General features: G+C 60.6%; 24 protein-coding genes. 12 read left to right on the top strand and 12 right to left on the bottom strand.

Going from position 1 to position 23437, the window contains the following annotated elements; translation table 11 throughout:
- Window positions 1-25: 25 nt before the first annotated feature.
- The 3 genes from KKQ10_RS08915 to KKQ10_RS08925 form a co-directional block, all read right to left on the bottom strand.
- Entirely contained in the window at window positions 26-826 is an 801-nt protein-coding gene (locus tag KKQ10_RS08915; RefSeq protein ID WP_215500864.1) for a sulfite exporter TauE/SafE family protein, read from the bottom strand.
- 9 nt (window positions 827-835) lie between these two features.
- Window positions 836-2080, bottom strand: a complete 1245-nt coding sequence (locus KKQ10_RS08920) for an NAD(P)/FAD-dependent oxidoreductase (RefSeq protein ID WP_215500865.1) — start codon at window positions 2078-2080, stop codon at window positions 836-838.
- A gap of 165 nt (window positions 2081-2245) precedes the next feature.
- The gene (locus KKQ10_RS08925; RefSeq protein WP_007965280.1) at window positions 2246-2587 is read right to left on the bottom strand and encodes an ArsR/SmtB family transcription factor; all 342 of its coding nucleotides are present in this window, start codon (window positions 2585-2587) and stop codon (window positions 2246-2248) included.
- Window positions 2588-2678: 91 nt separating this feature from the next.
- On the opposite strand from KKQ10_RS08925, the gene KKQ10_RS08930 reads away from it, so the two are divergent.
- The gene (locus KKQ10_RS08930; RefSeq protein ID WP_127650928.1) at window positions 2679-3542 is read left to right on the top strand and encodes an MBL fold metallo-hydrolase; all 864 of its coding nucleotides are present in this window, start codon (window positions 2679-2681) and stop codon (window positions 3540-3542) included.
- A 108-nt stretch (window positions 3543-3650) separates the two neighbouring features.
- Here KKQ10_RS08930 and bkdR read toward each other — a convergent pair whose 3' ends face one another.
- A complete protein-coding gene (gene bkdR / locus KKQ10_RS08935; RefSeq protein WP_027613216.1) occupies window positions 3651-4139 on the bottom strand; it encodes a Bkd operon transcriptional regulator BkdR in 489 nt (162 codons plus the stop codon).
- A gap of 185 nt (window positions 4140-4324) precedes the next feature.
- Here bkdR and KKQ10_RS08940 point away from each other — a divergent pair, with 185 nt between their 5' ends.
- From KKQ10_RS08940 to KKQ10_RS08960, 5 genes are all read left to right on the top strand, one after another.
- The gene (locus KKQ10_RS08940; protein ID WP_003224001.1) at window positions 4325-5560 is read left to right on the top strand and encodes a 3-methyl-2-oxobutanoate dehydrogenase (2-methylpropanoyl-transferring) subunit alpha; all 1236 of its coding nucleotides are present in this window, start codon (window positions 4325-4327) and stop codon (window positions 5558-5560) included.
- 1 nt (window position 5561) lies between these two features.
- A complete protein-coding gene (locus KKQ10_RS08945; RefSeq protein ID WP_123462612.1) occupies window positions 5562-6620 on the top strand; it encodes an alpha-ketoacid dehydrogenase subunit beta in 1059 nt (352 codons plus the stop codon).
- Window positions 6621-7892 carry a dihydrolipoamide acetyltransferase family protein gene (locus KKQ10_RS08950; RefSeq protein ID WP_215500866.1) on the top strand — a complete coding sequence of 424 codons (1272 nt, stop codon included), beginning with the start codon at window positions 6621-6623 and terminating at the stop codon, window positions 7890-7892.
- A 4-nt stretch (window positions 7893-7896) separates the two neighbouring features.
- On the top strand, window positions 7897-9270 hold the full coding sequence (gene lpdA / locus KKQ10_RS08955; protein ID WP_215500867.1) for a dihydrolipoyl dehydrogenase: 1374 nt from the start codon (window positions 7897-7899) through the stop codon (window positions 9268-9270).
- Window positions 9271-9512: 242 nt separating this feature from the next.
- On the top strand, window positions 9513-10532 hold the full coding sequence (locus KKQ10_RS08960) for a branched-chain amino acid aminotransferase (protein WP_127650931.1): 1020 nt from the start codon (window positions 9513-9515) through the stop codon (window positions 10530-10532).
- A gap of 166 nt (window positions 10533-10698) precedes the next feature.
- Here KKQ10_RS08960 and KKQ10_RS08965 read toward each other — a convergent pair whose 3' ends face one another.
- From KKQ10_RS08965 to KKQ10_RS08975, 3 genes are all read right to left on the bottom strand, one after another.
- On the bottom strand, window positions 10699-11520 hold the full coding sequence (locus tag KKQ10_RS08965; RefSeq protein WP_215500868.1) for a TIGR03915 family putative DNA repair protein: 822 nt from the start codon (window positions 11518-11520) through the stop codon (window positions 10699-10701).
- Complete coding sequence (locus KKQ10_RS08970; RefSeq protein ID WP_127650933.1) at window positions 11517-12737, bottom strand: putative DNA modification/repair radical SAM protein; 1221 nt, start codon at window positions 12735-12737, stop codon at window positions 11517-11519. Before KKQ10_RS08970 ends, KKQ10_RS08965 begins: the two co-directional genes overlap by 4 nt.
- Window positions 12738-12863: 126 nt before the next feature.
- A complete protein-coding gene (locus KKQ10_RS08975) occupies window positions 12864-13619 on the bottom strand; it encodes an ArsR/SmtB family transcription factor (RefSeq protein WP_215500869.1) in 756 nt (251 codons plus the stop codon).
- 78 nt (window positions 13620-13697) lie between these two features.
- Here KKQ10_RS08975 and KKQ10_RS08980 point away from each other — a divergent pair, with 78 nt between their 5' ends.
- On the top strand, window positions 13698-14801 hold the full coding sequence (locus KKQ10_RS08980; protein ID WP_215500870.1) for a cytochrome P450: 1104 nt from the start codon (window positions 13698-13700) through the stop codon (window positions 14799-14801).
- Here KKQ10_RS08980 and dmeF read toward each other — a convergent pair.
- Both dmeF and KKQ10_RS08990 read right to left on the bottom strand, forming a co-directional pair.
- Window positions 14798-15733, bottom strand: coding sequence for a CDF family Co(II)/Ni(II) efflux transporter DmeF (gene dmeF, locus KKQ10_RS08985; RefSeq protein WP_215500871.1), 936 nt, complete (start codon window positions 15731-15733; stop codon window positions 14798-14800). The genes KKQ10_RS08980 and dmeF overlap by 4 nt on opposite strands.
- 12 nt (window positions 15734-15745) lie before the next feature.
- Window positions 15746-16021: a metal/formaldehyde-sensitive transcriptional repressor gene (locus KKQ10_RS08990; protein WP_102357456.1), complete on the bottom strand. Its 276-nt coding sequence runs from the start codon at window positions 16019-16021 to the stop codon at window positions 15746-15748.
- A gap of 521 nt (window positions 16022-16542) precedes the next feature.
- Between KKQ10_RS08990 and KKQ10_RS08995 the strand changes: the two genes are divergently transcribed.
- Complete coding sequence (locus tag KKQ10_RS08995; RefSeq protein WP_215500872.1) at window positions 16543-16812, top strand: hypothetical protein; 270 nt, start codon at window positions 16543-16545, stop codon at window positions 16810-16812.
- A gap of 126 nt (window positions 16813-16938) precedes the next feature.
- On the opposite strand, the gene KKQ10_RS09000 is transcribed toward KKQ10_RS08995, so the two are convergent.
- Entirely contained in the window at window positions 16939-17277 is a 339-nt protein-coding gene (locus KKQ10_RS09000) for an FKBP-type peptidyl-prolyl cis-trans isomerase (protein ID WP_215500873.1), read from the bottom strand.
- A gap of 163 nt (window positions 17278-17440) precedes the next feature.
- Between KKQ10_RS09000 and KKQ10_RS09005 the strand changes: the two genes are divergently transcribed.
- The gene (locus KKQ10_RS09005) at window positions 17441-18553 is read left to right on the top strand and encodes a sensor domain-containing diguanylate cyclase (RefSeq protein ID WP_127650939.1); all 1113 of its coding nucleotides are present in this window, start codon (window positions 17441-17443) and stop codon (window positions 18551-18553) included.
- Here KKQ10_RS09005 and KKQ10_RS09010 read toward each other — a convergent pair.
- The gene (locus KKQ10_RS09010; protein WP_215500874.1) at window positions 18519-18983 is read right to left on the bottom strand and encodes a hypothetical protein; all 465 of its coding nucleotides are present in this window, start codon (window positions 18981-18983) and stop codon (window positions 18519-18521) included. The two genes, KKQ10_RS09005 and KKQ10_RS09010, sit on opposite strands and share 35 nt — an antisense overlap.
- A gap of 102 nt (window positions 18984-19085) precedes the next feature.
- Entirely contained in the window at window positions 19086-19394 is a 309-nt protein-coding gene (locus KKQ10_RS09015) for an RcnB family protein (RefSeq protein ID WP_127650941.1), read from the bottom strand.
- A gap of 209 nt (window positions 19395-19603) precedes the next feature.
- Here KKQ10_RS09015 and KKQ10_RS09020 point away from each other — a divergent pair, with 209 nt between their 5' ends.
- Genes KKQ10_RS09020 through KKQ10_RS09030 form a run of 3 tightly spaced genes read left to right on the top strand, consistent with a single transcriptional unit; the run spans window position 19604 to window position 23225 of the window.
- Window positions 19604-20200 carry a LemA family protein gene (locus tag KKQ10_RS09020; RefSeq protein ID WP_425518793.1) on the top strand — a complete coding sequence of 199 codons (597 nt, stop codon included), beginning with the start codon at window positions 19604-19606 and terminating at the stop codon, window positions 20198-20200.
- A gap of 24 nt (window positions 20201-20224) precedes the next feature.
- Window positions 20225-21226: a M48 family metalloprotease gene (locus tag KKQ10_RS09025; RefSeq protein ID WP_215500875.1), complete on the top strand. Its 1002-nt coding sequence runs from the start codon at window positions 20225-20227 to the stop codon at window positions 21224-21226.
- A 58-nt stretch (window positions 21227-21284) separates the two neighbouring features.
- Window positions 21285-23225 carry a M48 family metallopeptidase gene (locus KKQ10_RS09030; RefSeq protein WP_215500876.1) on the top strand — a complete coding sequence of 647 codons (1941 nt, stop codon included), beginning with the start codon at window positions 21285-21287 and terminating at the stop codon, window positions 23223-23225.
- Window positions 23226-23437 lie beyond the last annotated feature (212 nt).

The raw sequence follows: 23437 nt of genomic DNA on the forward strand, positions 1-23437 counted from the left end.
TGCGATCTTTTGATCTTCCATACACTCAAGCCCGGAACAACATATACCCCGCCACCACCAGACACACGCTGGCAAACCCCACCTGCAACGCCCGCGCCGGCACCCGTGCGCACAGCCTGCGACCGATGATCATGCCGACGATGCTGGCAACGATGAACGCCGCACCGAGGCTGTTGATCCGTACCCCGGCGTGGAACGCGCCGATCACGCCAATCGCCGAAATCAGACTGATGACCATCAGCGACGTAGCGACAATGCCGCGCATCTGCACATCGGTCAGTTGCTTGAACGCCGGCACAATCAGGAACCCGCCGCCGACGCCAAGCAACCCCGAGACCACGCCAGTCACCGCCCCCAGCGCCGCGAGGGTAGCGGTGCATTTGGCGGTCCAGTCGAAACGCCCGGTCTCTTCATTGAGCATGCAGTTCTTCTGCCCCCAGCTCGCGTGACCATGATCACTCGGCCCTTCCTGCTGGCGCTCACGGCGCAACATGCGCCAGGCAACCATGACCATCAGCAGGCTGAAGAGGATCATCAGGATCTTCTCCGGCAACTGGTGCGCAAAGTAGATGCCCAGCGGCGAAAACACCGCACCGAGCGCGGCAATCAGCAGCGCCGCGCGGTAGCGCACCAGACCATGACGCAAACCGTCGATAGCACCGACCGCCGCCGCACTGCCCACGGCGAACAGTGCCACGGGCGCGGCTTGGGTCATGCTCCAGCCGAGGCCGAGCACCAGCGCCGGCACCGCGAGAATCCCGCCGCCCGCGCCGGTCAGCCCGAGAATCAAGCCCATCACTACGCCAAACAGACTTGCCAGCAACATAGGGAGTTCTCAGTCGACTTTGGACAAACCGGTCAGCCATTCGCGGCCCTTGAGCATGCCGTTCCAGTAGAACCACGGCAGCAGGGTCGCCTTGAGGAACCACGCCGAGCGGCGCGGCACGGTCGCATCGAGGGCAAACGTCGGCAGCAGTTTGCCGCCGTAACCGAACTCGGCGAGGATCACCTTGCCCTTCTCCACCGTCAGCGGGCAGGAACCGTAGCCGTCGTACTTCAGTGGCAATGGTTGGTGCTTGCGCAGCGCCAAGAGGTTTTCGGCGACGACAACGACCTGCTTGCGCACGGCGGCAGCGGTTTTCGCGTTAGTGGTGCCGCAGATGTCGCCGAGGCCGAACACCTCGGGGTAACGCGGATGCTGCAGGCTGTGCGGATTGACCTCGCACCAGCCGGCGGCGTCGGCCAGCGGGCTCTGGGCGATGAAATCCGGCGAGACTTGCGGCGGCACGACGTGCAGCAGATCGAAGGTTTTCGCTTCACGGGTGACATTGCCGTCGGCGTCCTTGACCTCGAACCACGCGGTTTTCGCAGGGCCATCAACCTTGACCAGATTGCTGTTGAACGCCAGTTGCGCGTTGTATTTCTCGATGTACTTCATCAGCGGTGGCACGAACGTCGCGACGCCGAACAGCGCGGCACCGGCCAGGTTGAACTCGACGTTGATGTTGTTCAGCACAGCGTTTTTGCGCCAGTGATCGCACGACAAATACAACGCCTTTTGCGGTGCGCCGGCGCATTTGATCGGCATCGCCGGCTGGGTGAACAGCGCCTTGCCGCCGTGCAGTTTCTGCACCTGATCCCAGGTGTACTGCGCGTGTTGATAGCTGTAGTTGGAGGTCACGCCGTGCTGGCCAAGGCTTTCCTGCAAACCTTCGATCTTTTCCCAGGCCAGACGCAGGCCCGGGCAGACGATCAGGTTCTGGTAAGTGACGGTGCGTTGATCGTTGAGGGTCAACTGACGCGTGTCGGGGTCGATGCCAGTCACCGCCGCTTGAATCCAGGTGGCCTGACGCGGCATCACCTTGCTCATCGGCCGGACGGTGTCCTTGACGTCGTAGGCACCACCGCCGACCAGCGTCCACGCCGGCTGGTAGTAGTGCTGGGCGCTTGGCTCGATCACGGTGATGTGGAGCGAGGGATCGCGCTTGAGCAGACTGGCGACGAAGCCGATGCCGGCGGTGCCGCCGCCGATGACCACGATATCGGCACTGATGGATGGGCCCCAGTGTTGATCGTTCATTGCTTGTTCCTTATTGCTGCACGCAAGGATTTCTCAGCCTTCACACAAATCTATTGTAGGAGTGAGCCTGCTCGCGATAGCGGGGTGTCAGCCACAAATTCATTGACTGACACCCCGCTATCGCGAGCAGGCTCACTCCTACAGGGGTTGTGTGTTGGCTGGCATTTATTGATGGCCCAGGCTTTTCAGCACGGCCCCGCAATACAACCCCGACAGGGTCTTCATGACCTGGATGACTTCAGGACTGGCCAGGCCATAAAAAATGTATTTGCCTTCGCGCCGGGTCGCGACCAGGCCCTCATCCCGCAGAATGCCCAGTTGCTGGGACAGGGTTGGCTGGCGCACGCCGGTCATTTTTTCCAGCTCGCCGACGTTGCGTTCGCCCTGGGTCAACTGGCACAGGATCAACAGACGATCCTCGTTGGCCAGCGCCTTGAGCAGCGCGCAGGCCTTGGAGGCGGACGCCCGCAATTGGGCGACTTCACATTCGGTCAGACTGGATTGCATTTGCACGAAGCCTTCAACGTCACTTAAGCTGCGAACATTATGTTTTTACATAAAGTGTTGCAACCCATTTCCCTTGTTCAGGTTCGTGTCCATGCCCGCGCAGATTGAAGCTTTCCTCGACCCCGCCTCCTCGACCTACAGCTACGTGGTCTATGAAGCCGATGGCGGGCAGTGTGCAATCGTCGATCCGGTACTCGATTACGACGGCGCTGCGGGTCGCACCTGCACTGTGCAGGCCGACAGAATCATCGCCTTCGTGCGTGAACACCGTTTGCAGGTGCAATGGCTGCTGGAAACCCACGCCCACGCCGACCACCTGTCCGCCGCGCCGTATCTGCGCCGCGAACTGGGCGGCAAGATCGCCATCGGCGAGTCGATCAGCAAAGTGCAGAACGTGTTCAAGGCGTTGTTCAATCTGGAGCCGGAATTCTGCGTCGACGGCTCGCAGTTCGATCATCTGTTCGCACCGAACGAGTCGTTCAAGATCGGCAACCTCAAGGCCACCGCCCTGCACGTCCCCGGCCATACCCCGGCGGACATGGCCTACTTGATCGATGGCGAACAGATTCTGGTCGGCGACACGCTGTTCCTGCCCGACGTCGGCACCGCCCGTTGCGACTTCCCCGGCGGCAACGCGCATCAACTGTTCAACTCGATCCACAAACTGCTGGCCTTCCCCGCCAGCGTGAAACTCTATGTCTGCCACGATTACCCGCCCGAAGACCGCGCCGCGCAGTGCCAGACCACCGTCGGCGAGCAGCGCAAAAGCAATATTCATGTGCACGACGGGATCGACGAGGCGGCATTCGTCGAGATGCGCACCAAACGCGATGCCGGGCTCGGCATGCCGACGCTGTTGCTGCCGGCGATTCAGGTGAATGTGCGGGCGGGGAATTTTCCGGCGCCTGAAGCCAATGGCGTCGTGTATCTGAAAGTGCCGATCAACAAGCTTTAAAAGCAAAGATCGCAGCCTGCGGCAGCTCCTACACGGGAACGCATTCCCATTTTGATGGGGCACGCGTTCTCCCTGTAGGAGCTGCCGCAGGCCGCGATCTTTTGATCGTCAAGAACCCAGCGTCAACCCATTCGCCGGCAACGGCAACGCCGTCTTGTACCGCACCTGCTTGAGCGCAAAGCTCGAGCGAATGTTCGCCACCCCCGGCACCTTGGTCAGAAAGTCCATCATGAAGCGCTCCAGCGCCTGAATCGTCGGCACCAGCACCCGGATCAGGTAGTCCGGGTCGCCGGCCATCAGGTAGCACTCCATCACCTCGGGGCGATCGGAAATCGCCTCTTCGAAATGCTGCAACGCCTCCTCGACCTGCTTCTCCAGGCTGACGTGAATGAACACGTTCACATGCAGCCCCAGCAGATCGGCGTCCAGCAGCGTCACCTGCTCGCGAATCAGCCCCAATTCCTCCATCGCCTTGACCCGGTTGAAGCACGGTGTCGGCGACAGATTCACCGAGCGTGCGAGGTCGGCGTTGGTGATGCGCGCATTCTCCTGAAGGCTGTTGAGAATGCCGATGTCGGTACGGTCCAGTTTGCGCATGAGACAAAACCACCTGTTTTTTATGCTTATGCAGAATTTCTATCTGCAAATCATCTCCAGCGCAACGAAACAGAGAGAAATATTCTTCTTGGCCGGGCCTATGATTGTTGTAGGACAAGATTTCTTTCACCCAAGAATGATTGCCAGCTCACTACAAGAAATTCACAAGATCGAGCGTAGAAGCCATGACTCAAGCGTATGAACCGCTGCGTCTGCACGTCCCTGAACCTTCGGGCCGCCCAGGCTGCAAAACCGACTTCTCCTACCTGCATCTGACCGATGCCGGCACGGTGCGCAAACCTTCCATTGACGTCGAACCCGCCGACACCGCCGACCTGGCTCGTGGCCTGATCCGTGTGCTCGACGATCAGGGCAACGCCCTCGGCCCCTGGGCTGAAAACGTGCCGGTCGAGATCCTGCGCAAGGGCATGCGCGCCATGCTCAAGACGCGGATCTACGACAACCGCATGGTGGTCGCCCAGCGGCAGAAAAAAATGTCGTTCTACATGCAAAGCCTTGGCGAAGAAGCCATCGGCAGCGCCCAGGCCCTGGCTTTGAACATCGACGACATGTGCTTTCCGACCTACCGCCAGCAAAGCATTCTGATGGCCCGCGAAGTGCCACTGGTCGACCTGATCTGCCAACTGCTGTCCAACGAGCGCGATCCGCTCAAGGGCCGCCAGTTGCCGATCATGTACTCGGTCAAGGACGCCGGTTTCTTCACCATCTCCGGCAACCTCGCCACCCAGTTCATTCAGGCCGTGGGCTGGGGCATGGCCTCGGCGATCAAGGGCGACACCAAAATCGCCTCGGCGTGGATCGGTGACGGCGCCACCGCCGAATCGGACTTCCACACCGCCCTCACCTTCGCTCACGTTTACCGCGCGCCGGTGATCCTCAACGTGGTCAACAACCAGTGGGCGATCTCGACCTTCCAGGCCATCGCCGGGGGTGAAGCCACCACCTTCGCCGGACGCGGCGTCGGTTGCGGCATCGCCTCGCTGCGGGTCGACGGCAACGATTTCTACGCGGTCTACGCCGCTTCCGCCTGGGCTGCCGAACGCGCCCGGCGCAACCTCGGCCCGACCATGATCGAATGGGTCACCTACCGCGCCGGCCCGCACTCGACCTCCGACGATCCGTCCAAATACCGTCCGGCCGATGACTGGAGCCACTTCCCGCTGGGTGACCCGATTGCCCGCCTGAAGCAGCACCTGATCAAGGTCGGCCACTGGTCGGAAGAAGAGCACGCCGCCGTCAGCGCCGAGCTCGAAGCCGAAGTGATTGCCGCGCAGAAACAGGCTGAACAGTACGGCACCCTCGCCGGCGGCCAGATTCCAAGCGCCGCGACCATGTTCGAAGACGTCTACAAAGAGATGCCTGAGCACTTGAAGCGCCAGCGTCAGCAGTTGGGGATCTGACATGAACGATCACAACAACAATATTCAGCTGGAAACCGCCATGACCACGACCACCATGACCATGATCCAGGCCCTGCGCTCGGCCATGGATGTGATGCTTGAGCGTGACGACAACGTGGTGGTGTTTGGTCAGGACGTCGGCTACTTCGGCGGCGTATTCCGTTGCACCGAAGGCCTGCAGACCAAGTACGGCACCTCCCGCGTATTCGACGCGCCGATTTCCGAGAGCGGCATCGTCGGCGTCGCCGTGGGCATGGGCGCTTACGGCCTGCGCCCGGTCGCCGAGATCCAGTTCGCCGATTACGTCTACCCGGCGTCCGACCAGATCATTTCCGAAGCGGCGCGCCTGCGTTATCGCTCGGCCGGTGAGTTCACCGCGCCGATGACCCTGCGCATGCCGTGCGGCGGCGGTATCTACGGCGGGCAGACCCACAGCCAGAGCATCGAAGCGATGTTCACCCAGGTCTGCGGTCTGCGCACCGTCATGCCGTCCAACCCGTATGACGCCAAAGGCCTGTTGATCGCCTCCATCGAAAACGATGACCCGGTGATCTTCCTCGAGCCGAAACGCCTGTACAACGGCCCGTTCGACGGTCACCACGACCGCCCGGTAACCCCGTGGTCGAAACACCCGCAAGCCCAGGTGCCGGACGGTTACTACACCGTGCCGCTGGACGTCGCCGCGATCACCCGTCCGGGCAAGGACGTGACCGTGCTGACCTACGGCACCACCGTCTACGTCTCGCAAGTTGCCGCTGAAGAATCCGGCGTTGATGCCGAAGTCATCGACCTGCGCAGCCTGTGGCCGCTGGACCTGGAAACCATCGTCAAGTCGGTGAAGAAAACCGGTCGTTGCGTGGTGGTGCACGAAGCCACCCGCACCTGCGGTTTCGGCGCCGAGTTGGTGGCGCTGGTGCAAGAGCATTGCTTCCATCACCTGGAAGCGCCGATCGAACGCGTCACCGGTTGGGACACCCCCTACCCGCACGCGCAAGAGTGGGCGTATTTCCCAGGGCCGTCCCGAGTGGGCGCGGCGTTGAAACGGGTCATGGAGGTCTGAATGGGCACGCACGTTATCAAGATGCCGGACATCGGCGAAGGCATCGCAGAAGTCGAACTGTCGCAGTGGCACGTCAAGGTCGGCGACCTGGTGGTTGAAGACCAGGTGCTGGCGGACGTGATGACCGACAAGGCGATGGTGGATATTCCGTCGCCGGTACACGGCAAGGTGATTGCGCTCGGCGGTCAGCCGGGTGAAGTGATGGCGGTCGGCAGTGTGCTGATCAGCATCGAGGTGGAAGGCGCCGGTAACTTGAAAGAGTCCGCCGCACCCGCACCGGCTAAAGAAGCGCCGGTTGCGCCGAAAGTTGAAGCGGTGGTCGAGAGCAAACCTGCCGCTGCTGCACCGCGCCCGGCGGCTGTCTGCCAGGGCCCGATGGTTGCCCGTGAAGCCGATGAGCGTCCGCTGGCGTCGCCGGCCGTGCGCAAACATGCGCTGGATCTGGGCATTCAACTGCGTCTGGTCCGCGGCACTGGCCCGGCCGGTCGTGTGCTGCACGAAGACCTCGACGCCTATCTGGCGCAAGGTCAATCAAACGCAAGCGCACCTGTCGCCGCCGCTTACGCCCAGCGTAACGATGAAGAACAAATCCAGGTGATCGGCATGCGCCGCAAGATCGCCCAGCGCATGCAGGACGCCACGCAGCGCGCCGCACACTTCAGCTACGTTGAGGAAATCGACGTCACCGCGATTGAAGAACTGCGCGCCCATCTGAATGAAAAACACGGTGCCAGCCGTGGCAAGCTGACCTTGCTGCCATTCCTGGTCCGCGCGCTGGTCGTTGCCTTGCGCGACTTCCCGCAGATGAACGCCCGTTACGACGACGAAGCCCAGGTCATCACCCGCCTCGGCGCGGTGCATGTCGGCGTTGCCACGCAAAGCGACGTTGGCCTGATGGTGCCGGTGGTGCGTCACGCCGAAGCGCGCAGCCTGTGGGACTGCGCTGCAGAAATCTCGCGCCTGGCGACTGCCGCACGCAATGGCAAGGCGAGCCGCGACGAACTGTCCGGCTCGACCATCACCCTGACCAGCCTCGGTGCGCTGGGCGGTATCGTCAGTACACCGGTGCTGAACCTGCCGGAAGTGGCGATCGTCGGCGTGAACAAAATCGTCGAACGGCCGATGGTCGTCAAAGGCCAAGTGGTGATCCGCAAGATGATGAACCTCTCCAGCTCCTTCGATCACCGCGTGGTCGACGGCATGGACGCGGCGCTCTTCATCCAGGCCATCCGTGGTCTGCTCGAACAACCCGCGACTCTGTTTGTGGAGTGATGCCATGCAGACTTTGAACACCACGCTGCTGATCATTGGCGGCGGCCCCGGCGGTTACGTCACGGCGATTCGCGCCGGGCAACTGGGCATTTCGACGATCCTGGTCGAAGGCCAATCGCTGGGTGGCACATGCCTGAACATCGGCTGCATCCCGTCGAAAGCGCTGATTCACGTCGCCGAGCAGTTCCACCAGACCCGGCATCACAGCGAGCACTCGGCGCTGGGCATCAGCGTTTCAGCGCCGACCCTCGACATCAACAAAAGCGTGGAATGGAAGGACGGCATCGTCGATCGCCTGACCACCGGCGTTGCGGCGCTGCTGAAAAAGAACAAGGTCCAGGTGATCAATGGCTGGGCCAAGGTCATCGACGGCAAAACCGTTGAAGTCGGCGACACGCGGATCCAGTGCGATCACCTGGTGCTGGCCACCGGCTCCACCAGCGTCAACCTGCCGATCCTGCCGATTGGCGGGCCGATCATCTCTTCCACCGAAGCGCTGGCGCCGAAGTCTGTGCCAAAACGTCTCGTCGTCGTAGGCGGCGGTTACATCGGTCTGGAGCTGGGCATTGCTTACCGCAAGCTCGGCGCCGAGGTCAGTGTGGTCGAGGCACAGGATCGTATCCTGCCGGCCTACGATGCCGAGCTGACGCAACCGGTACACGAAGCCCTGAAGCAACTGGGCGTGAAACTCTATCTCAAGCACAGCGTGCTGGGCTTCGACGGCACCTTGCAGGTGCGTGACCCGAACGGCGACACCCTGAATCTGGAAACCGATCAGGTGCTGGTGGCCGTCGGTCGCAAACCGAACACGCAGGGCTGGAACCTCGAAGCGTTGAATCTGGAGATGAACGGCTCGGCGATCAAGATCGACAACCGCTGCCAGACCAGCATGCGCAACGTCTACGCCATCGGCGACCTGAGCGGTGAACCAATGCTCGCGCACCGCGCCATGGCTCAGGGTGAAATGGTTGCCGAGCTGATCAGCGGCAAACACCGCGAATTCAACCCGACCGCCATCGCCGCCGTGTGCTTCACCGACCCGGAACTGGTGGTGGTCGGCCGGACCCCGGACGAGGCCAAGGCTGCCGGGCTGGACTGCATCGTGTCGAGCTTCCCGTTCGCTGCCAATGGCCGGGCGATGACGCTGGAATCGAAAAGCGGCTTCGTGCGGGTGGTCGCCCGTCGCGACAATCATGTGATTGTGGGTTGGCAGGCGGTGGGGGTCGGCGTTTCAGAGTTGTCGACCGCGTTCGCGCAAAGCCTGGAAATGGGTGCGCGGCTGGAAGACATCGGCGGCACCATCCATGCGCACCCGACCTTGGGTGAAGCGGTGCAGGAAGCGGCGTTGCGTGCTTTGGGGCACGCGTTGCACCTTTGAAGATCAAAAGATCGCGGCCTTCGGCAGCTCCTACAGGGGGTTGCCGATTCTGTAGGAGCTGCCGCAGGCTGCGATCTTTTCAGCGATGGACGGCGATTTTTCATAAGCAGGCTAATAAATCTGCTTATCCCCCTATCGTCCGGGCTGCGAAACCGCTCAAGAATGAAGTATTGTTGTGCCCATCCAAAAAAACGTCAGAAGCCTTGAACCGTTTCGACGGTTGTTCAGTGATAGAGGGTGTCATGGGTAACGAAAGCATCAATTGGGACAAGCTGGGTTTTGACTACATCAAGACCGACAAACGCTATCTGTCGTACTTTCGCAATGGCGAGTGGGACAAAGGCACCCTGACCGAAGATAACGTGCTGCACATCAGCGAAGGCTCGACTGCCCTTCACTATGGCCAGCAGTGCTTCGAAGGCATGAAGGCCTATCGTTGCAAGGACGGCTCGATCAACCTGTTCCGCCCGGACCAGAACGCCCTGCGTATGCAACGCAGCTGCGCGCGTCTGCTGATGCCGACCGTCGACACCGAGCAGTTCATCGAAGCGTGCAAGCAAGTGGTTCGTGCCAACGAGCGCTTCATTCCGCCGTACGGCACTGGCGGCGCGCTGTACCTGCGCCCGTTCGTAATCGGCGTCGGTGACAACATCGGTGTGCGTACTGCACCCGAGTTCATCTTCTCGATTTTCTGCATTCCGGTTGGTGCTTACTTCAAGGGTGGCCTGACCCCGCACAACTTCCAGATCTCCAGCTACGACCGTGCTGCCCCGCAAGGCACCGGCGCGGCCAAGGTCGGTGGCAACTATGCCGCCAGCCTGATGCCAGGCTCGAAAGCGAAGAAAGCCAACTTCGCCGACGCGATCTACCTGGATCCGATGACCCACACCAAGATCGAGGAAGTCGGTTCGGCCAACTTCTTCGGGATCACCCACGACAACAAGTTCGTCACCCCGAACTCGCCGTCGGTCCTGCCAGGTATCACCCGCCTGTCGCTGATCGAACTGGCCAAGACCCGTCTGGGCCTGGAAGTGGTTGAAGGCGACGTGCTGATCGACAAGCTGTCGGACTTCAAGGAAGCCGGTGCTTGCGGTACTGCTGCGGTGATCACCCCGATCGGCGGCATCAGCTACAACGACCACCTGCACGTGTTCCACAGCGAAACCGAAGTCGGCCCGGTCACCCAGAAGCTCTATAAAGAGCTGACCGGCGTGCAGACCGGCGACATCGAAGCGCCAGCGGGCTGGATCGTCAAGGTTTGATCTGACGACTGCTGATGCACAAAAGCCCCCATCGAGTGATCGATGGGGGCTTTTTATTTGTTGGACAGCAAGATCAAAAGATCGCAGCCTGCGGCAGCTCCTACAAGTGGAACGCGATACCCATGTAGGAGCTGCCGCAGGCTGCGATCTTTTGATCTTTTGATTTCTACTTCAACGCTATCCGCTTGCCGGCTCGCGCGGCAATCCCGCTGGCCTGCCCGTTCTGCTGCTTGCCCATCCGCGCCTGAGTGATCAACCCGGGAATCAGCTCGCCTTCCGGCAGGTTTTTCCAGAACCGCGCCGGCAGATGCCCCTGCATGACCTTTTCGTTCAACCGAGCCGGGTTGAAGATGTGGCTGTAATAAGTCAGCCAGAGATCGCCATGGGGGTCATCGATGTTCTGTGCCAGTTGCTGCCATTCCATCGGGCATTGGCGTTGATGAATCAATTGCTCGCCATCGTAATAAACCCCGTCGCGGGGCGTTGCGATCAACCAGCGCTGCCGGCCCATACGCCTGACGAAGTGTTCGCTGGCGCTGTGCAGGATGTCGTGAGCCGGTTCGTACCACGCCACGTATTGCGGGCCTGGCTGATTCTGCGGGCGCTCGATGAAACGCACGAAGGCATGCAAATGGTGCGCTTCGCGCTGCACCTGCTTGATCCGCCGCTGCAACTCACTGCCGAGTTTGTCGCCAGCCATCATCGCCGTGCGGTCGCCGTGGCTGACTCGCCACAGTACTTCGTACAGCAGACTCCAGCGCTGCTCGCCACGGTAGCGGGCGGCCTGTTCCAGGGTATCGAGCAATGCACGGGGAATGCGCGCTTGAAAAGGCCCCTGGCCATCGGGCACCTGCACGTCACTGGCAAACAGGTCACCCCCCCCTTCCGACGCCCAGCTCACCAGACTCGGGTCGATTTCATGACTGAGCAACCAGCGCGCCTGTTGCCGCCAGGTGTCGAACAGGTCATCGCAATCGAGATTGATCATCCCCACAACCCCATCTGCTGCGGCATCGGCCGGTCGCGAAGTTGCTGATAAAGCATCTGGCTGGTGACTTCCGCCTGTTGCGGGTGGTAGTCGCTGGTGATGATGAACGGCTTGGCCTTGGCCAGCACGCAGCGCATGCGCGCCACATCTTCGTAGCGGATGCGCCGTTGCTGGCGCAATTGCACCAGACGTTCGGTGGTGCGCAGGCCAATGCCCGGGATGCGCGCGATCAGCGACGGTTCGGCGCGATTCAGGTCCAGCGGAAACACTTCGCGATTCTGCAGCGCCCAGGCCAGCTTCGGGTCGATGTCCAAGGCCAGATTTCCCGGGCCCTTGAGCAACTCACCGGCACTGTAGCCATAGCTGCGCAAGAGGAAGTCGGCCTGATACAAGCGGTGTTCGCGCATCAATGGCGGCGCGGCCAACGGTACGCTTTTCGGGCTGTCGGGGATCGGGCTGAAAGCCGAATAGTAGACACGCCGCAAGCGGTAGTTGCCATACAGCGACTGAGCGCTGTGCAAAATCGTGCTGTCGTCGGTGTCATCGGCGCCGACGATCATTTGCGTACTCTGCCCGGCCGGGGCGAACTTCGCCGAACGCGGTTCGTTGAGCACCGTTTGCACGCCGGTATAGATGGTGTTCATCGCCTGCTTGATCGAACCGATCTGTTTCTCCGGCGCCAGGGTTTGCAGGCTGGCGTCGGTGGGCAATTCGATGTTCACGCTGAGGCGATCGGCGTAGCGCCCGGCCTCCTCGATCAGCGCCGGATCCGCCTCGGGAATGGTCTTGAGGTGGATGTAGCCGCGAAACTCGTGCTCTTCACGCAACAGTTTCGCCACCCGCACCAGTTGCTCCATGGTGTAGTCCGCCGAGCGGATGATCCCCGAGCTGAGAAACAGCCCGCTGACACAGTTGCGCCGGTAGAAATCCAGGGTCAGCGTGACCACTTCCTCGGGGGTGAAGCGGGCGCGCGGCACATCGCTGGAGCGGCGGTTGACGCAGTACTGGCAGTCGTAAAGGCAGAAATTGGTCAGTAGCACCTTGAGCAACGAAACGCAGCGCCCGTCTGGCGTGTAGCTGTGGCAAATGCCCATGCCATCGGTCGAACCCAGCCCGCTCTTGCCCTCGGAACTGCGCTTGGGCGCACCGCTGCTGGCGCAGGAGGCGTCGTACTTGGCGGCGTCGGCGAGGATGCTGAGCTTGTCGATGAGTTGCATGGCGAAGACTCGATACTGGTTATGCATACAGTATCGAGTCTATTGGATTGGCACAAGGTGCAAAACCGGATCAAAAGATCGCAGCCTTCGGCAGCTCCTACATTAATCCGCTACAGCCGACGTTTATCAGATGTGCATATTCCCTGTAGGAGCTGCCGCAGGCTGCGATCTTTTGCTCTTCGCGTCTAAAGGCAACTCAACCCCGAACCGCACCCCGATCTCCCTGCGCCCCAACGCCGTCAACGCCAGCGCCCGACTGTCCAGATCCTGCGTCACCCACTTGCGCTTCAATGCCGTTTGTAACAACGCCGCCCCCAGCGAGCCCCCCAGATGCGGGCGGCGCATGCTCCAGTCCAGGCACGGGCAGGCAAACTTGCGGCGCAAGGTACTCAAGTCCTGCACCTCGATGCCCAAGCCCTCGAACAATGCCGCGCCGCTGTCGCTCAAGCGATAGGCCTGCTCATCGGTTGCCACCAGCCACCCCGCCGCCAGCAAGCGGTCATGTAGCAATACCGCCAGCGTCCCGGCCATGTGGTCGTAGCAGGTGCGGGCGAATTGCAGGCGATCCGGGGTGTGCGGTTTGAAGCTCGGCGCAGCGTTCTGGCCGATCACCATCAACGCTTCCAGCGCCTGGGACACGCGCTGATCGGCAAGGCTGTAATAACGATGGCGACCCTGCACGTGCAGACGCACCAAGGCCAGATCCTTGAGTTTGCTCAGGTGCGCGCTGGCGGTCGAGGCGCTGACTTCAGCGACGGCCGCCAGCTCGGTGCTGGTACGGGCGTGGCCGTCCATCAGCGAGCAGAGGATTTTGGTGCGCGCCGGTTCGGCGATGGCGGCGGCCACTTGCGAGACGCCGATGTCTTGATGTTCTGCGTGCATATTTCGCTCCCCGACGAATCGTCGTCGCTGCGAACTGAAGATACTCGCTTCACTTTCCCGACGACAAGGCTGTGAACCATGGACCCGATCATCGCTGCGACACAGGCCGATCCCTACCCTTACTACGCCGAATTGCGTGCTCAGGGCGGATTGACCTTTCATCACGAATTGAAACTGTGGGTCGCCAGCAGCGCCCGGGCGGTGTGTGCGGTGTTGGCGCACGCCGATTGCCGGGTGCGGCCGGCGCAGGAGCCAGTGCCGAAAGCGATAGCCGGCGGCATGGCTGGCAAAGTGTTCGGCCAACTGATGCGGATGAACGATGGCGAGCGTCAGCGCTGTCCACGCGCTGCGGTCGAACCCGCGCTGCAGGTGTTCGATGACAGCCAGGTCCGTGCGCTGGTGGCGGCGCGATTGATCACAGCGGATGCCGACGGCTTATATAAGGCGATGTTTCGCGGCCCGGTGTGCGTGATCGCGGCGCTGCTGGGTTTCAGCCCGGCGCAGGGTCGGGCGATCAGTGAGCTGACGGCAGATTTCGTTGCTTGCCTGTCACCGCTGAGCAATGACCTGCAACTGGCGTCGGCCCATGCTGCCGCTGAGCAATTGCGCGGTTATTTCATCGAGTTGCTGGCGGAGCCACCGAGCGATTTGCTCAAAGCCATCGGCCAGCGATTTGCAAGCGATGAAGAAACCCTGATCGCCAACCTGATCGGCCTCTGTTCGCAGACGTTTGAAGCAACTGCCGGGCTGATCGGCAATGCCTTGGTGGCGCTGCGGCGCCTGCCTGAGTTGCGCGACGCCTCGATGGACGCGCTGCTGGCCGAGGTTCAGCGCTTTGATCCGTCGGTGCAGAACACCCGGCGTTTTGTCGCGCAGTCCTGTGAGATCGATGGCGTGCGGGTCGAGGCTGGCGAGGTGATTCTGGTGCTGCTCGCTTCCGCCAACCGCGACCCGTTATTGAATGAGCAGCCTGAGCGATTTCTGCTTGATCGCCCGAATCGGCGCAGCTTCAGTTTTGGCAGCGGGCGGCATCAGTGTCCGGGGCAAGCGCTGGCGCTGAGCATTACCGCCGCGACTGTCAGAGAAATCCTTGATCAGGGTATGAATCTGCAACAACTGGCCTGGCATTACCGCCCATCGCTGAATGGGCGGATTCCGCTGTTCAGCGCAGTACAGCCTTAAGCGTTGTGCAGTTCGATGGTCAAGTGCGACAGCTCATGCACCGGCGCCAGCCGCTGGCGGATCGCCTCGGCCGTCACACCCGCCGCTGCCACCACACTGACAATCGCCGCCCGCGCCTGCGGGCCGACCTGCCAGACGTGCAGGTCGCTGATACGCACATCGTCCGAGGTTTCCAGCAGCTCGCGGATCTCCGCCGCCACCGGTTCGTCGGTGGTGTCGAGCAACACCGCCGCGCTGTCGCGCATCAAGTTGTAGGCCCACTTGGCGATAACGATCGCGCCGACAATGCCCATCGCCGGGTCCAGCCATACCCAGCCGAGATAACGCCCGGCCAGCAACGCGGCAATCGCCAGCACTGAGGTCAGAGCATCAGCCAGCACGTGGACGTAGGCCGAGCGCAGGTTGTTGTCATGATGGTGATGATGGTCGTGATCGTGCGTGTGATCATGATGATGACCATGGTCGTGGCCGTGATGGCCCATCAGCAGAAAGGCGCTGAGGATATTCACGCCCAGTCCGACAATCGCAATCAGCGTCGCTTCGCCAAACGCCACGGTGGTGGGTTCGAACAAACGAAAAATCGATTCGCCGGCAATGCCCAGCGACACCAGCCCCAGCACCATCGCCGAGGCGAAACCGGCCAGATCGCCGACCTTGCCAGTGCCGAAACTGTAGCGGCGGTTGTTGGCATTGCGCCGGGCGAAACCGTAGGCCGCTGCGGCAATGCTCAACGCGCCGGCATGGGTCGCCATGTGGAAACCGTCGGCCAGCAGGGCCATGGAACCGGTGATGTAACCGGCGGCGATCTCGCCGATCATCATCACGAATGTCAGCACCACCACCCACAACGTGCGGCGGGCGTTTTCATCGTGAGACGCACCGAGAAACTGGTGATCGTGGCTGAAACGTTCAGCGCTTGGGGTCAGGCTCATGATGCTCATGCTCTATTTGGAATAACGGCGGATGGCTTGCAGCAGATCTTCAGCGCCCTGGGCGCGCTGTTCGTCGCTGAGGTCGGGATGAGCCACGTGCTCGCGGGTGTGAGCCTCAATGAACTGTTCCATCAAACCATTGACCGCCCCGCGAATCGCCGCCACCAGGTGCAAGGTCTTGGCACAATCGGCATCGCCCTCAAGTGCTTTCTCAACGGCCTGCACTTGCCCGGCAATGCGCCGGACGCGGTTGAGCAACTCGTCTTTGTGTTCGTGAATGTGCGACATACCTATACCCCCTCCCCCTATATGGCGCGCATGGTCGCCGATGGCTTCGGCAATCGCAAGCTCGGCTTGGTCTTTAAGGGATGAACGGGATTCTGCAAGCGACTTCAATCCCCTTGCAGGAGTGAGCCTGCTCGCGATAGCGGTGTGGCTGATGACATAGATGCTGGAGGTGCCGACCCCATCGCGAGCAGGCTCACTCCTACAGGTGTTCGGCGGTGTTGCCAGGTTCCGCGCCCGACACAAATCCCCTGCGGGAGCCAACCTGCTGGCGATGTCGGGCTGAAAAACGCAGCATCATTTCGGCATCATCCAGCAGGCTACATCAACCGCGCCCTCGACAACCTCGAACCCTCCACCAGAAATTAAAACGCTCACCTGTGGCGAGGGAGCTTGCTCCCGCTCGGCTGCACGGCAGTCGAAAATCCGGATCCGAATCGGATCGATGGGGCTTGGGTCGCTTCGCAACCCCGCGGGAGCAAGCTCCCTCGCCACAAGGCAAGCGGCGCAAAGGAGAATTTCACATGGCCAATAAACCAGATACCCGCGTCGTCGCCGCATTAGTCGCCATGGGCCTCAACGAACGAGATCGCCGCTGGGCGCAGAACGCATGCCTGGTGTTGTTTGAAAGCGAGCGAGAAACAATTGTGGCCTCGGCGTTGGCCGCTCTCGGGAAACTCGATGAGCTTGAGATGGAGGCTGTGCTGCCCGCGCTGCACCGAGTAAAACGGCGGTTTCCGTCACTTGAAAGGACTGTGGCTGACACGCTGGACGAGATTGCTATGGTTGCCTGAGTAAAAATGGCGAGGGGTTGATGGATCGCGGCGCGATGCCCCAAAAAGGCCTGCTGCGCAGTCTATCGGGGATAAATCCCCTCGCCACAGGTTACATGGAAATTGATTGATCGGTGTTTACCCCCCTCAATCCTCCCGCGTCAAAACCTCCAGCAACTCAATCTCGAACACCAGATTCGAATTCGGCGGAATCTTGCCCATCGTCCGCTCGCCATACCCCAGATGCGCCGGCACCCGCAGTTTGCGCTTGCCGCCCACTTGCATGCCCATCAGCCCCTGATCCCAGCCCTTGATTACCCGACCGGTGCCGATCACGCACTGAAAAGGTTTGCCACGGCTGTGGGAAGAATCGAACTCTGTGCCGTCTTCCAGCCAACCGGTGTAATGGGTGGTGATCAGCGCGCCTTTGACGGCAGCCTTGCCCTCGCCCGTCTGGAGATCGATTACCTGCAGTTCATCATTCATGACATTCACTCAATTGTTCAGCTGGCGGCCGTTTTCCCAGAATTGTTCGTGATTGGCAACCCGCAGACGCAGATCAATGCTGTATCCGAAGTGAGTGACGAAGAATTAACATAGCCAACCGCCATTACTTCACGGATCGACTCGTCATGCTGGCAACGCCCCAATGATTCAACTGTGGATCGGCCTTGCCGTTGGTGTGGTCATGCTTGCGGTGATTGTCGTGCTGGTTTTGCGCGAGCGTGATTTGCGCCGTCAGTTGGCGGAATACCGTGAGCTGCTGGCGCGCGCCGCCGAAGGCCGGAGCATCCATCAGGACAACGACGCCGAGCGTTTCAAGCGCAGTCAGTACTTTGCGCGCATCGGCACCTGGGATTGGGAAGTCGACACCGATCGGCTGTACTGGTCGGACGCGATCTACGGCATGTTCGGGTTCAAGATCGGCGAGATCACCCCCTCCTATGCGCTGTTCTGCTCCTGCGTGCATCCGGACGACCGCATACGCGTACGTGAAGGTGAACTGCGTTGCCTGGAGACCGGCGAAAACCACGATGAGGAATACCGCGTGGTCTGGCCCGACGGCACGATTCGCTGGTTGCGCGAGACCGGCAACGTGGTGCGTAACGACCACGACGCGGTGATCAAGATGATGGGCGTGGTACGCGACATCACCGAAGAAAAGGCCTCGGCCAGTTACCTCCAACACCTCGCCCACTACGACCCGTTGACCGGTCTGCCCAATCGTTTGGTGCTGGAGGAGCGCTTGTCCGAAGCCCTGGATCAGGCGCGACAAACCAATACCCGGGTGGCGCTGGTGTTCGTCGACCTCAACGGCTTCAAAAACATCAACGACCACTACGGCCACGCCGCCGGCGACCGCGTGTTGATCACCACCGCCACCCGCCTCAAACGCATCCTGCGCGCCACCGACACTGTCGCGCGCATCGGCGGCGATGAGTTCGTGGTGATCCTGCAAGGCCTGGCCCCGAGCCTCAACCTGCAGGATGAAGCGCGCAGCATCTGCCAGAAGATTTTCATCGAACTGTCCCCGCCGATCAGCATCGGTAACGACCAGCGCCACATCGGCACCAGTCTGGGGGTGGCGGTGTTTCCCGATCATGCGCCGACCATGGACCGGCTGCTGCACATTGCCGATCTGGCGATGTACGAGGCCAAGCGCAGTGGGAATAATCAGTATCGGCTGGGGGGTGGGCAGGTGTTAAGTCACGGTCGAGTGGAGTCACTCAGTCAGGAGGCAAGCCAAATACAACGCCATTGAAGGTATGGGTGCAACACTGGCAATGGGGTTTCATCTCCTGCGCCTTCAAATTCGGATTGACGATTTGCAGGCGCTTTTGCTCATCGACGTACAGGCCATTGAAGTAGCTCGATTCACCCAGTCGCACAATCTCCTGGCGATCGTCTTCATGGATGGACACCATCCAGAACACTGGTTCTGGACGATCCAGGCGCGCCACCGCCTCGCTGAAAATCTCATCCCAGTTGCCTCCGACACGAGAAAGCAGAAAGCGAAATAATGGGGTGTAGTCGTAGCCATGATGCTTGATTCCATGCATCGAACCCCGCGTCGCCTCGCTACGCCTCTCGGCTTTGGTATTACGCTCATACCGGTAGTGGCTGCCCGGATTGTTGCGCCAGACGTTGTGGGCAGTGGTGTTTTCTTTGCGATAAAGCGGTTTCTTTTCCAACGATTGCTCCAGACATCCAGTCACTCGAAACGCCCTTCGCGTTTTACCCGAATGGCGCCCGAATGCAAATCGACCGTCCATGGCCAATTGTTGCCGAAGTGCTTAACGCTCGACAGGTTGCATCTCGACGATGGTGCCGTTGGTGATCATGACCATCACGTACTTGTCGTTGATTTGCACCCACTGCGCCTGTTCGATCGGTGCTTTCAAGCCTTTCTGTTTCCAGTTTTTCAAGGCTTTGTCGCTGCGCTGATAAATGTCTGGCGCCCGGTCGTTGACCTTCAATTCACGGTCGCTGGTCGGGGACTGGACGGCAGGTTCGCTTGAGGTTTGCGCCGCTTGAACAAGTGGGCTGAGCCCGGCGATGCCGGCAACGAGGGCCAGGCTGGCGATTAGGGTTTTGCTGTTCATCGGTGAACCTCCTTCAAATGGGTGATACCTGAACTCCGACTGCGACGTCACGCAATCATTCCTTGTTTTTTGCCTGGGCTGCCCGGGGATTGTCGTTGGTAGGCAGGCCGCCTTCGCGAGCAGGCTCACTCCTACAGGATTCGGGCTCAACGCGTGCTTTTGCGCTAATATGCCGCGCAAAATCCCGCCGAGTGAACAAGGACATCACCGTGAATACCTATCTTGTCGTCAATCTGGTTTTGCTCGGTCTTTGCGCCCTCTACGCGGTGCGCGTATTCAACTCGCTGGTCGCACGCCGCAACGAAATCAAGAACGCCTTCGCGCAAGTCGAAGTCCAGCTCAAGCGCCGCTACGACCTGATCCCCAATCTGGTTGCCATTGCCAAGGGCGCTCTGGCCCACGAACGCGAAACCCTTGAAGCCGTGATCGCGGCACGCAATGCCGCGGTGGCCGTACTTGAGGCCGCGCAGGCACAACCGGGTAACGCGCAAAACATCGAACATCTGGGTCAGGCCGACAGCGCGCTCAATACCGCCGTGGATCGTCTGAATGTCACGCTGGAGGCTTATCCCGATCTCAAGGCCTCGCAGAACATGCTGCAGTTGAGTGAAGAGTTGAGCAGTACTGAAAACAGAGTGAGTTTTGCCCGCCAGGCTTACAACGATGCGGTGATGACCTACAACACCCTCAAGCAGAGTTTTCCGACCGTGTTGTTAGCCCCCAGCTTCGGCCATCGCGATGATGCTGCACCGCTCAAATTTGCCGACACTCTGGCGATCAAGACGGCTCCCAACGTTTCTTTCTAACCCCCCTTGCCCACGGAAGGCCCGATGAACTTCTTCGAACAACAACGCCAGGCGAAAAACCAGACCGCGCGCCTGATCAACATGATGATCCTGTCCATTGTCATGTTGATCGGTCTGACGAGCCTGCCTTTCGTCTTCAGTGGTTTTGAGGATTATCTGAGCGGTACCGGGAGCCTGCTGGATGCCTTTATGGCGCTGGGGGTTATCGCAACAATCGTCGGCGGCATCGTGGTGATCGGCGGCCTCCTGAAATACCGGGAGTTACGGGCGGGCGGCAAAGTGGTGGCCGAGAAGCTTGGCGGACGTTGGCTCAACGGATTTGCGATGACGCCGGGCGAGAAACGGCTGATGAACGTTGTCGAGGAAATGGCTATTGCCTCTGGCAGCGTAATGCCAGCGGTGTACCTGTTACCGGATCAAAGTATCAACGCCTTCGCCGCAGGGTTTACGCCTGAGGACGCGGTCATCGGCGTGACCCAGGGGGCAGTCACCCAGCTGACTCGCGAAGAGCTGCAAGGGGTGATTGCCCATGAGTTCAGCCACATCTTCAATGGCGATATGCGCCTGAACACGCAACTCGTGGCAGTGGTACACGGCCTTCTGGTGCTAGGGCTTTCCGGCGGCCTGTTGATGGCAAGCCTGCTCAAGGGTGGAAAGCGCGACGTGCGCTTGATGCTGCTGGCGTTGTTCGCTGGCTTTTTGCTGTGTCTGGCCGGTTTCATCGGCAATCTTTTTGGCAATCTGGTCAAGGCTGGCGTGAGTCGCCAGCGCGAGTTCCTGGCCGATGCCAGTGCGGTGCAATTCACACGCAACCCTCAGGCGCTCATCGGCGCCCTGAAAAAAATCGGCGCTCAAGGTTCGTCAATCAGCGCTGCCCGGGCCGGTGAGTACAGTCATTTGTACTTCAGCACAGGCGTCTCGACCACGCTGAGTCGCATGTTCGCTACCCATCCCGATCTGAGCGTACGTATCCGGCGGATCGATCCGCAATGGGACGGCCAGTTTACTGTGCCGTCCGCGCAGTAACCGCCAGCACGCCTGAACGCGATGCGACAGGCGCACCCGACATCTTCCGGACATTACGATGAATTTCTTCCAGCAACAGCGCCAGGCCAAGCGCCGCTCGGTGCTGCTCGTTTTTTTGATGGGCCTCGCCGTGCTCAGCCTGATCCTCATGTCGTGCTTGCTGATGACGCTGCCGGTTTCCGACGGCGACGGCAATACGATCATGGACCTTGAGTTGAACTGGCAAATGTTCGCCACCGTTTCGCTGGTGGTGACGAGCATTGTGCTGGTCGGCGGCCTGGTGAAATACGGCGAATTATCAGCCGGCGGCAAAGTGGTCGCACGCCGTCTGGGCGGTCGGTTGATCAATCACAGCGCGCAGACCCTCGAAGAGCAGCGCCTGGTGAATGTGGTGGAGGAAATGGCTCTGGCGTCCGGCACCGTCGTGCCTTCGGTCTATCTGCTGCCCGACTTGGGCATCAACGCATTCGCCGCAGGTTTTACCGCGCAAGACGCGGTCATCGGTGTGACGCAGGGCGCCATCACCCTGCTGTCGCGTGATGAACTGCAAGGCGTAATCGCCCACGAGTTCAGTCACATCTACAACGGTGACATGCGCTTGAACACCCGCCTGGTCGCCGTCGTCCACGGCATTCTGGTGATCGGCCTCACAGGCAGCTTCATTTTGCGTGGCATGGATGAGGTGCGTCGTTCCCCTGCCAATCGCACTCAACCTGCCATCCTCACCGTGATGTTTGGAACCGTGCTGTGCATCGTCGGGTATGGCGGGACAGTGTTCGGCAATCTGATCAAAGCGGCGGTCAGCCGGCAACGCGAATTCCTCGCCGATGCAACGGCGGTGCAGTACACCCGTGATCCACAAAGCATTGCCGGGGCGCTGAAGAAGATCGGCGGCTACGCGTTGGGCGCGAAGATCAACGCCGCGCGCGCCGCCGAGTTCAGCCATCTGTATTTCGGTTCGGGCACTTCAAGCTTTGACTTGATGTCCAGCCATCCGGATCTGAGCGAGCGAATCCGGCGTATCGACGCCGGCTGGGATGGCACGTTCGTGAAAATTGCCGCTGCGCCACAAGACTCGATGGTGGCCAGAACCGTGCTGCCGGTGTCGGATGCCTTCAGCGGCGTGCCGGACACCGCGATGTCCGTGGTGTACGACATGAACGCCGTGCAGGCATCCGTGGCCGCTATCGGTGCGCCACGCGCCGAACATCTGATCGAAGCGCGCCGGGTGCTGGAGCATATTCCACAAAAGCTCAAACTTGCGGCACGCAGTACCGACAGCGCTCAAGCGTTGGTATACGGCCTGTTGTTGTCGCGCTCCGACTCGCTGCGGGCGCTGCAATTATCTCTGCTGGAGTCGAGCCTCGACCGTACGCTGTTCAACACCCTCAACACCCTGTGCGAGCCGTTGTCACGACTCAATCCGGGCCTGCGCCTGCCGTTGCTGGATCTGCTGATTCCCAGCCTGAAACGCCTGGGCAAAAAGCCTTTTGCGAAAATGAAGCAGACCATGAACCTGCTGATTGACGCCGACAACGAAACCGAGCTGCTGGAGTGGACACTGCTGCGCATCGTCGAACGCAATGTCGAGGGCGCGCCAGCGGTTCAGTTCAAGTTCGGTTTGTTCCAGTGCGCCGAACAACTGCTGGTGCTGCTGAATGCGATGGCGCGCGCCGGTCAGCAGAATCAGCCAGTGGCGTTGCAGGCGCTGCACTTTGCCTGGGAGGGATTGCCGTTCGAGCGACCGCTGGAGTTACCGGTCGAACTTGAGGATCTGCAAGGGCTCGAAGCCGCCATCAAACGCCTGCGCCACTTGATGCCCGAAGAGCGCCCCGCCCTGCTCAATGCCATGACCCGCTGTGTGATGCATGACGGGGTGATCACTGTGGCGGAAGCCGAGTTGTTTCGTGCGGTGGCGGATCTGCTCGATTGCCCGCTGCCACCCTTTCTGGTCACAGAGCCCGACACGGGAACGAGCCTGAATGAGAGTGCAGGCTAAAGGGCCGGCACTTCCAGCATGGCTTTATCTGACACAACGCCTTCGCGAGCAGGCTCGCTCACACAGGTTAGGCGGTGTTTTCAGGATTGATCCGCTTTACACATCAATGCATGCCAATAATGCAATTAACATCCAGTTACACCTGCGCCACCATCCACCGCAATAACAACCGTGCGCCGCTTCCACGTCGCGCACGTCATAAAAGCGGTGGA

Origin of the sequence: Pseudomonas sp. MG-9 (assembly GCF_018729515.1) — a bacterium.
In the GTDB taxonomy this organism is placed as follows: Bacteria; Pseudomonadota; Gammaproteobacteria; order Pseudomonadales; family Pseudomonadaceae; genus Aquipseudomonas; species Aquipseudomonas serboccidentalis.

Coding starts and splice junctions, on each gene's coding strand:
- KKQ10_RS08915 (WP_215500864.1), bottom strand. CDS start 826: ATGTTGCTGGCAAGTCTGTTTGGCGTAGTGATGGGCTTGATTCTCGGG.
- KKQ10_RS08920 (WP_215500865.1), bottom strand. CDS start 2,080: ATGAACGATCAACACTGGGGCCCATCCATCAGTGCCGATATCGTGGTC.
- KKQ10_RS08925 (WP_007965280.1), bottom strand. CDS start 2,587: ATGCAATCCAGTCTGACCGAATGTGAAGTCGCCCAATTGCGGGCGTCC.
- KKQ10_RS08930 (WP_127650928.1), top strand. CDS start 2,679: ATGCCCGCGCAGATTGAAGCTTTCCTCGACCCCGCCTCCTCGACCTAC.
- bkdR (WP_027613216.1), bottom strand. CDS start 4,139: ATGCGCAAACTGGACCGTACCGACATCGGCATTCTCAACAGCCTTCAG.
- KKQ10_RS08940 (WP_003224001.1), top strand. CDS start 4,325: ATGACTCAAGCGTATGAACCGCTGCGTCTGCACGTCCCTGAACCTTCG.
- KKQ10_RS08945 (WP_123462612.1), top strand. CDS start 5,562: ATGAACGATCACAACAACAATATTCAGCTGGAAACCGCCATGACCACG.
- KKQ10_RS08950 (WP_215500866.1), top strand. CDS start 6,621: ATGGGCACGCACGTTATCAAGATGCCGGACATCGGCGAAGGCATCGCA.
- lpdA (WP_215500867.1), top strand. CDS start 7,897: ATGCAGACTTTGAACACCACGCTGCTGATCATTGGCGGCGGCCCCGGC.
- KKQ10_RS08960 (WP_127650931.1), top strand. CDS start 9,513: ATGGGTAACGAAAGCATCAATTGGGACAAGCTGGGTTTTGACTACATC.
- KKQ10_RS08965 (WP_215500868.1), bottom strand. CDS start 11,520: ATGATCAATCTCGATTGCGATGACCTGTTCGACACCTGGCGGCAACAG.
- KKQ10_RS08970 (WP_127650933.1), bottom strand. CDS start 12,737: ATGCAACTCATCGACAAGCTCAGCATCCTCGCCGACGCCGCCAAGTAC.
- KKQ10_RS08975 (WP_215500869.1), bottom strand. CDS start 13,619: ATGCACGCAGAACATCAAGACATCGGCGTCTCGCAAGTGGCCGCCGCC.
- KKQ10_RS08980 (WP_215500870.1), top strand. CDS start 13,698: ATGGACCCGATCATCGCTGCGACACAGGCCGATCCCTACCCTTACTAC.
- dmeF (WP_215500871.1), bottom strand. CDS start 15,733: ATGAGCCTGACCCCAAGCGCTGAACGTTTCAGCCACGATCACCAGTTT.
- KKQ10_RS08990 (WP_102357456.1), bottom strand. CDS start 16,021: ATGTCGCACATTCACGAACACAAAGACGAGTTGCTCAACCGCGTCCGG.
- KKQ10_RS08995 (WP_215500872.1), top strand. CDS start 16,543: ATGGCCAATAAACCAGATACCCGCGTCGTCGCCGCATTAGTCGCCATG.
- KKQ10_RS09000 (WP_215500873.1), bottom strand. CDS start 17,277: ATGAATGATGAACTGCAGGTAATCGATCTCCAGACGGGCGAGGGCAAG.
- KKQ10_RS09005 (WP_127650939.1), top strand. CDS start 17,441: ATGATTCAACTGTGGATCGGCCTTGCCGTTGGTGTGGTCATGCTTGCG.
- KKQ10_RS09015 (WP_127650941.1), bottom strand. CDS start 19,394: ATGAACAGCAAAACCCTAATCGCCAGCCTGGCCCTCGTTGCCGGCATC.
- KKQ10_RS09025 (WP_215500875.1), top strand. CDS start 20,225: ATGAACTTCTTCGAACAACAACGCCAGGCGAAAAACCAGACCGCGCGC.
- KKQ10_RS09030 (WP_215500876.1), top strand. CDS start 21,285: ATGAATTTCTTCCAGCAACAGCGCCAGGCCAAGCGCCGCTCGGTGCTG.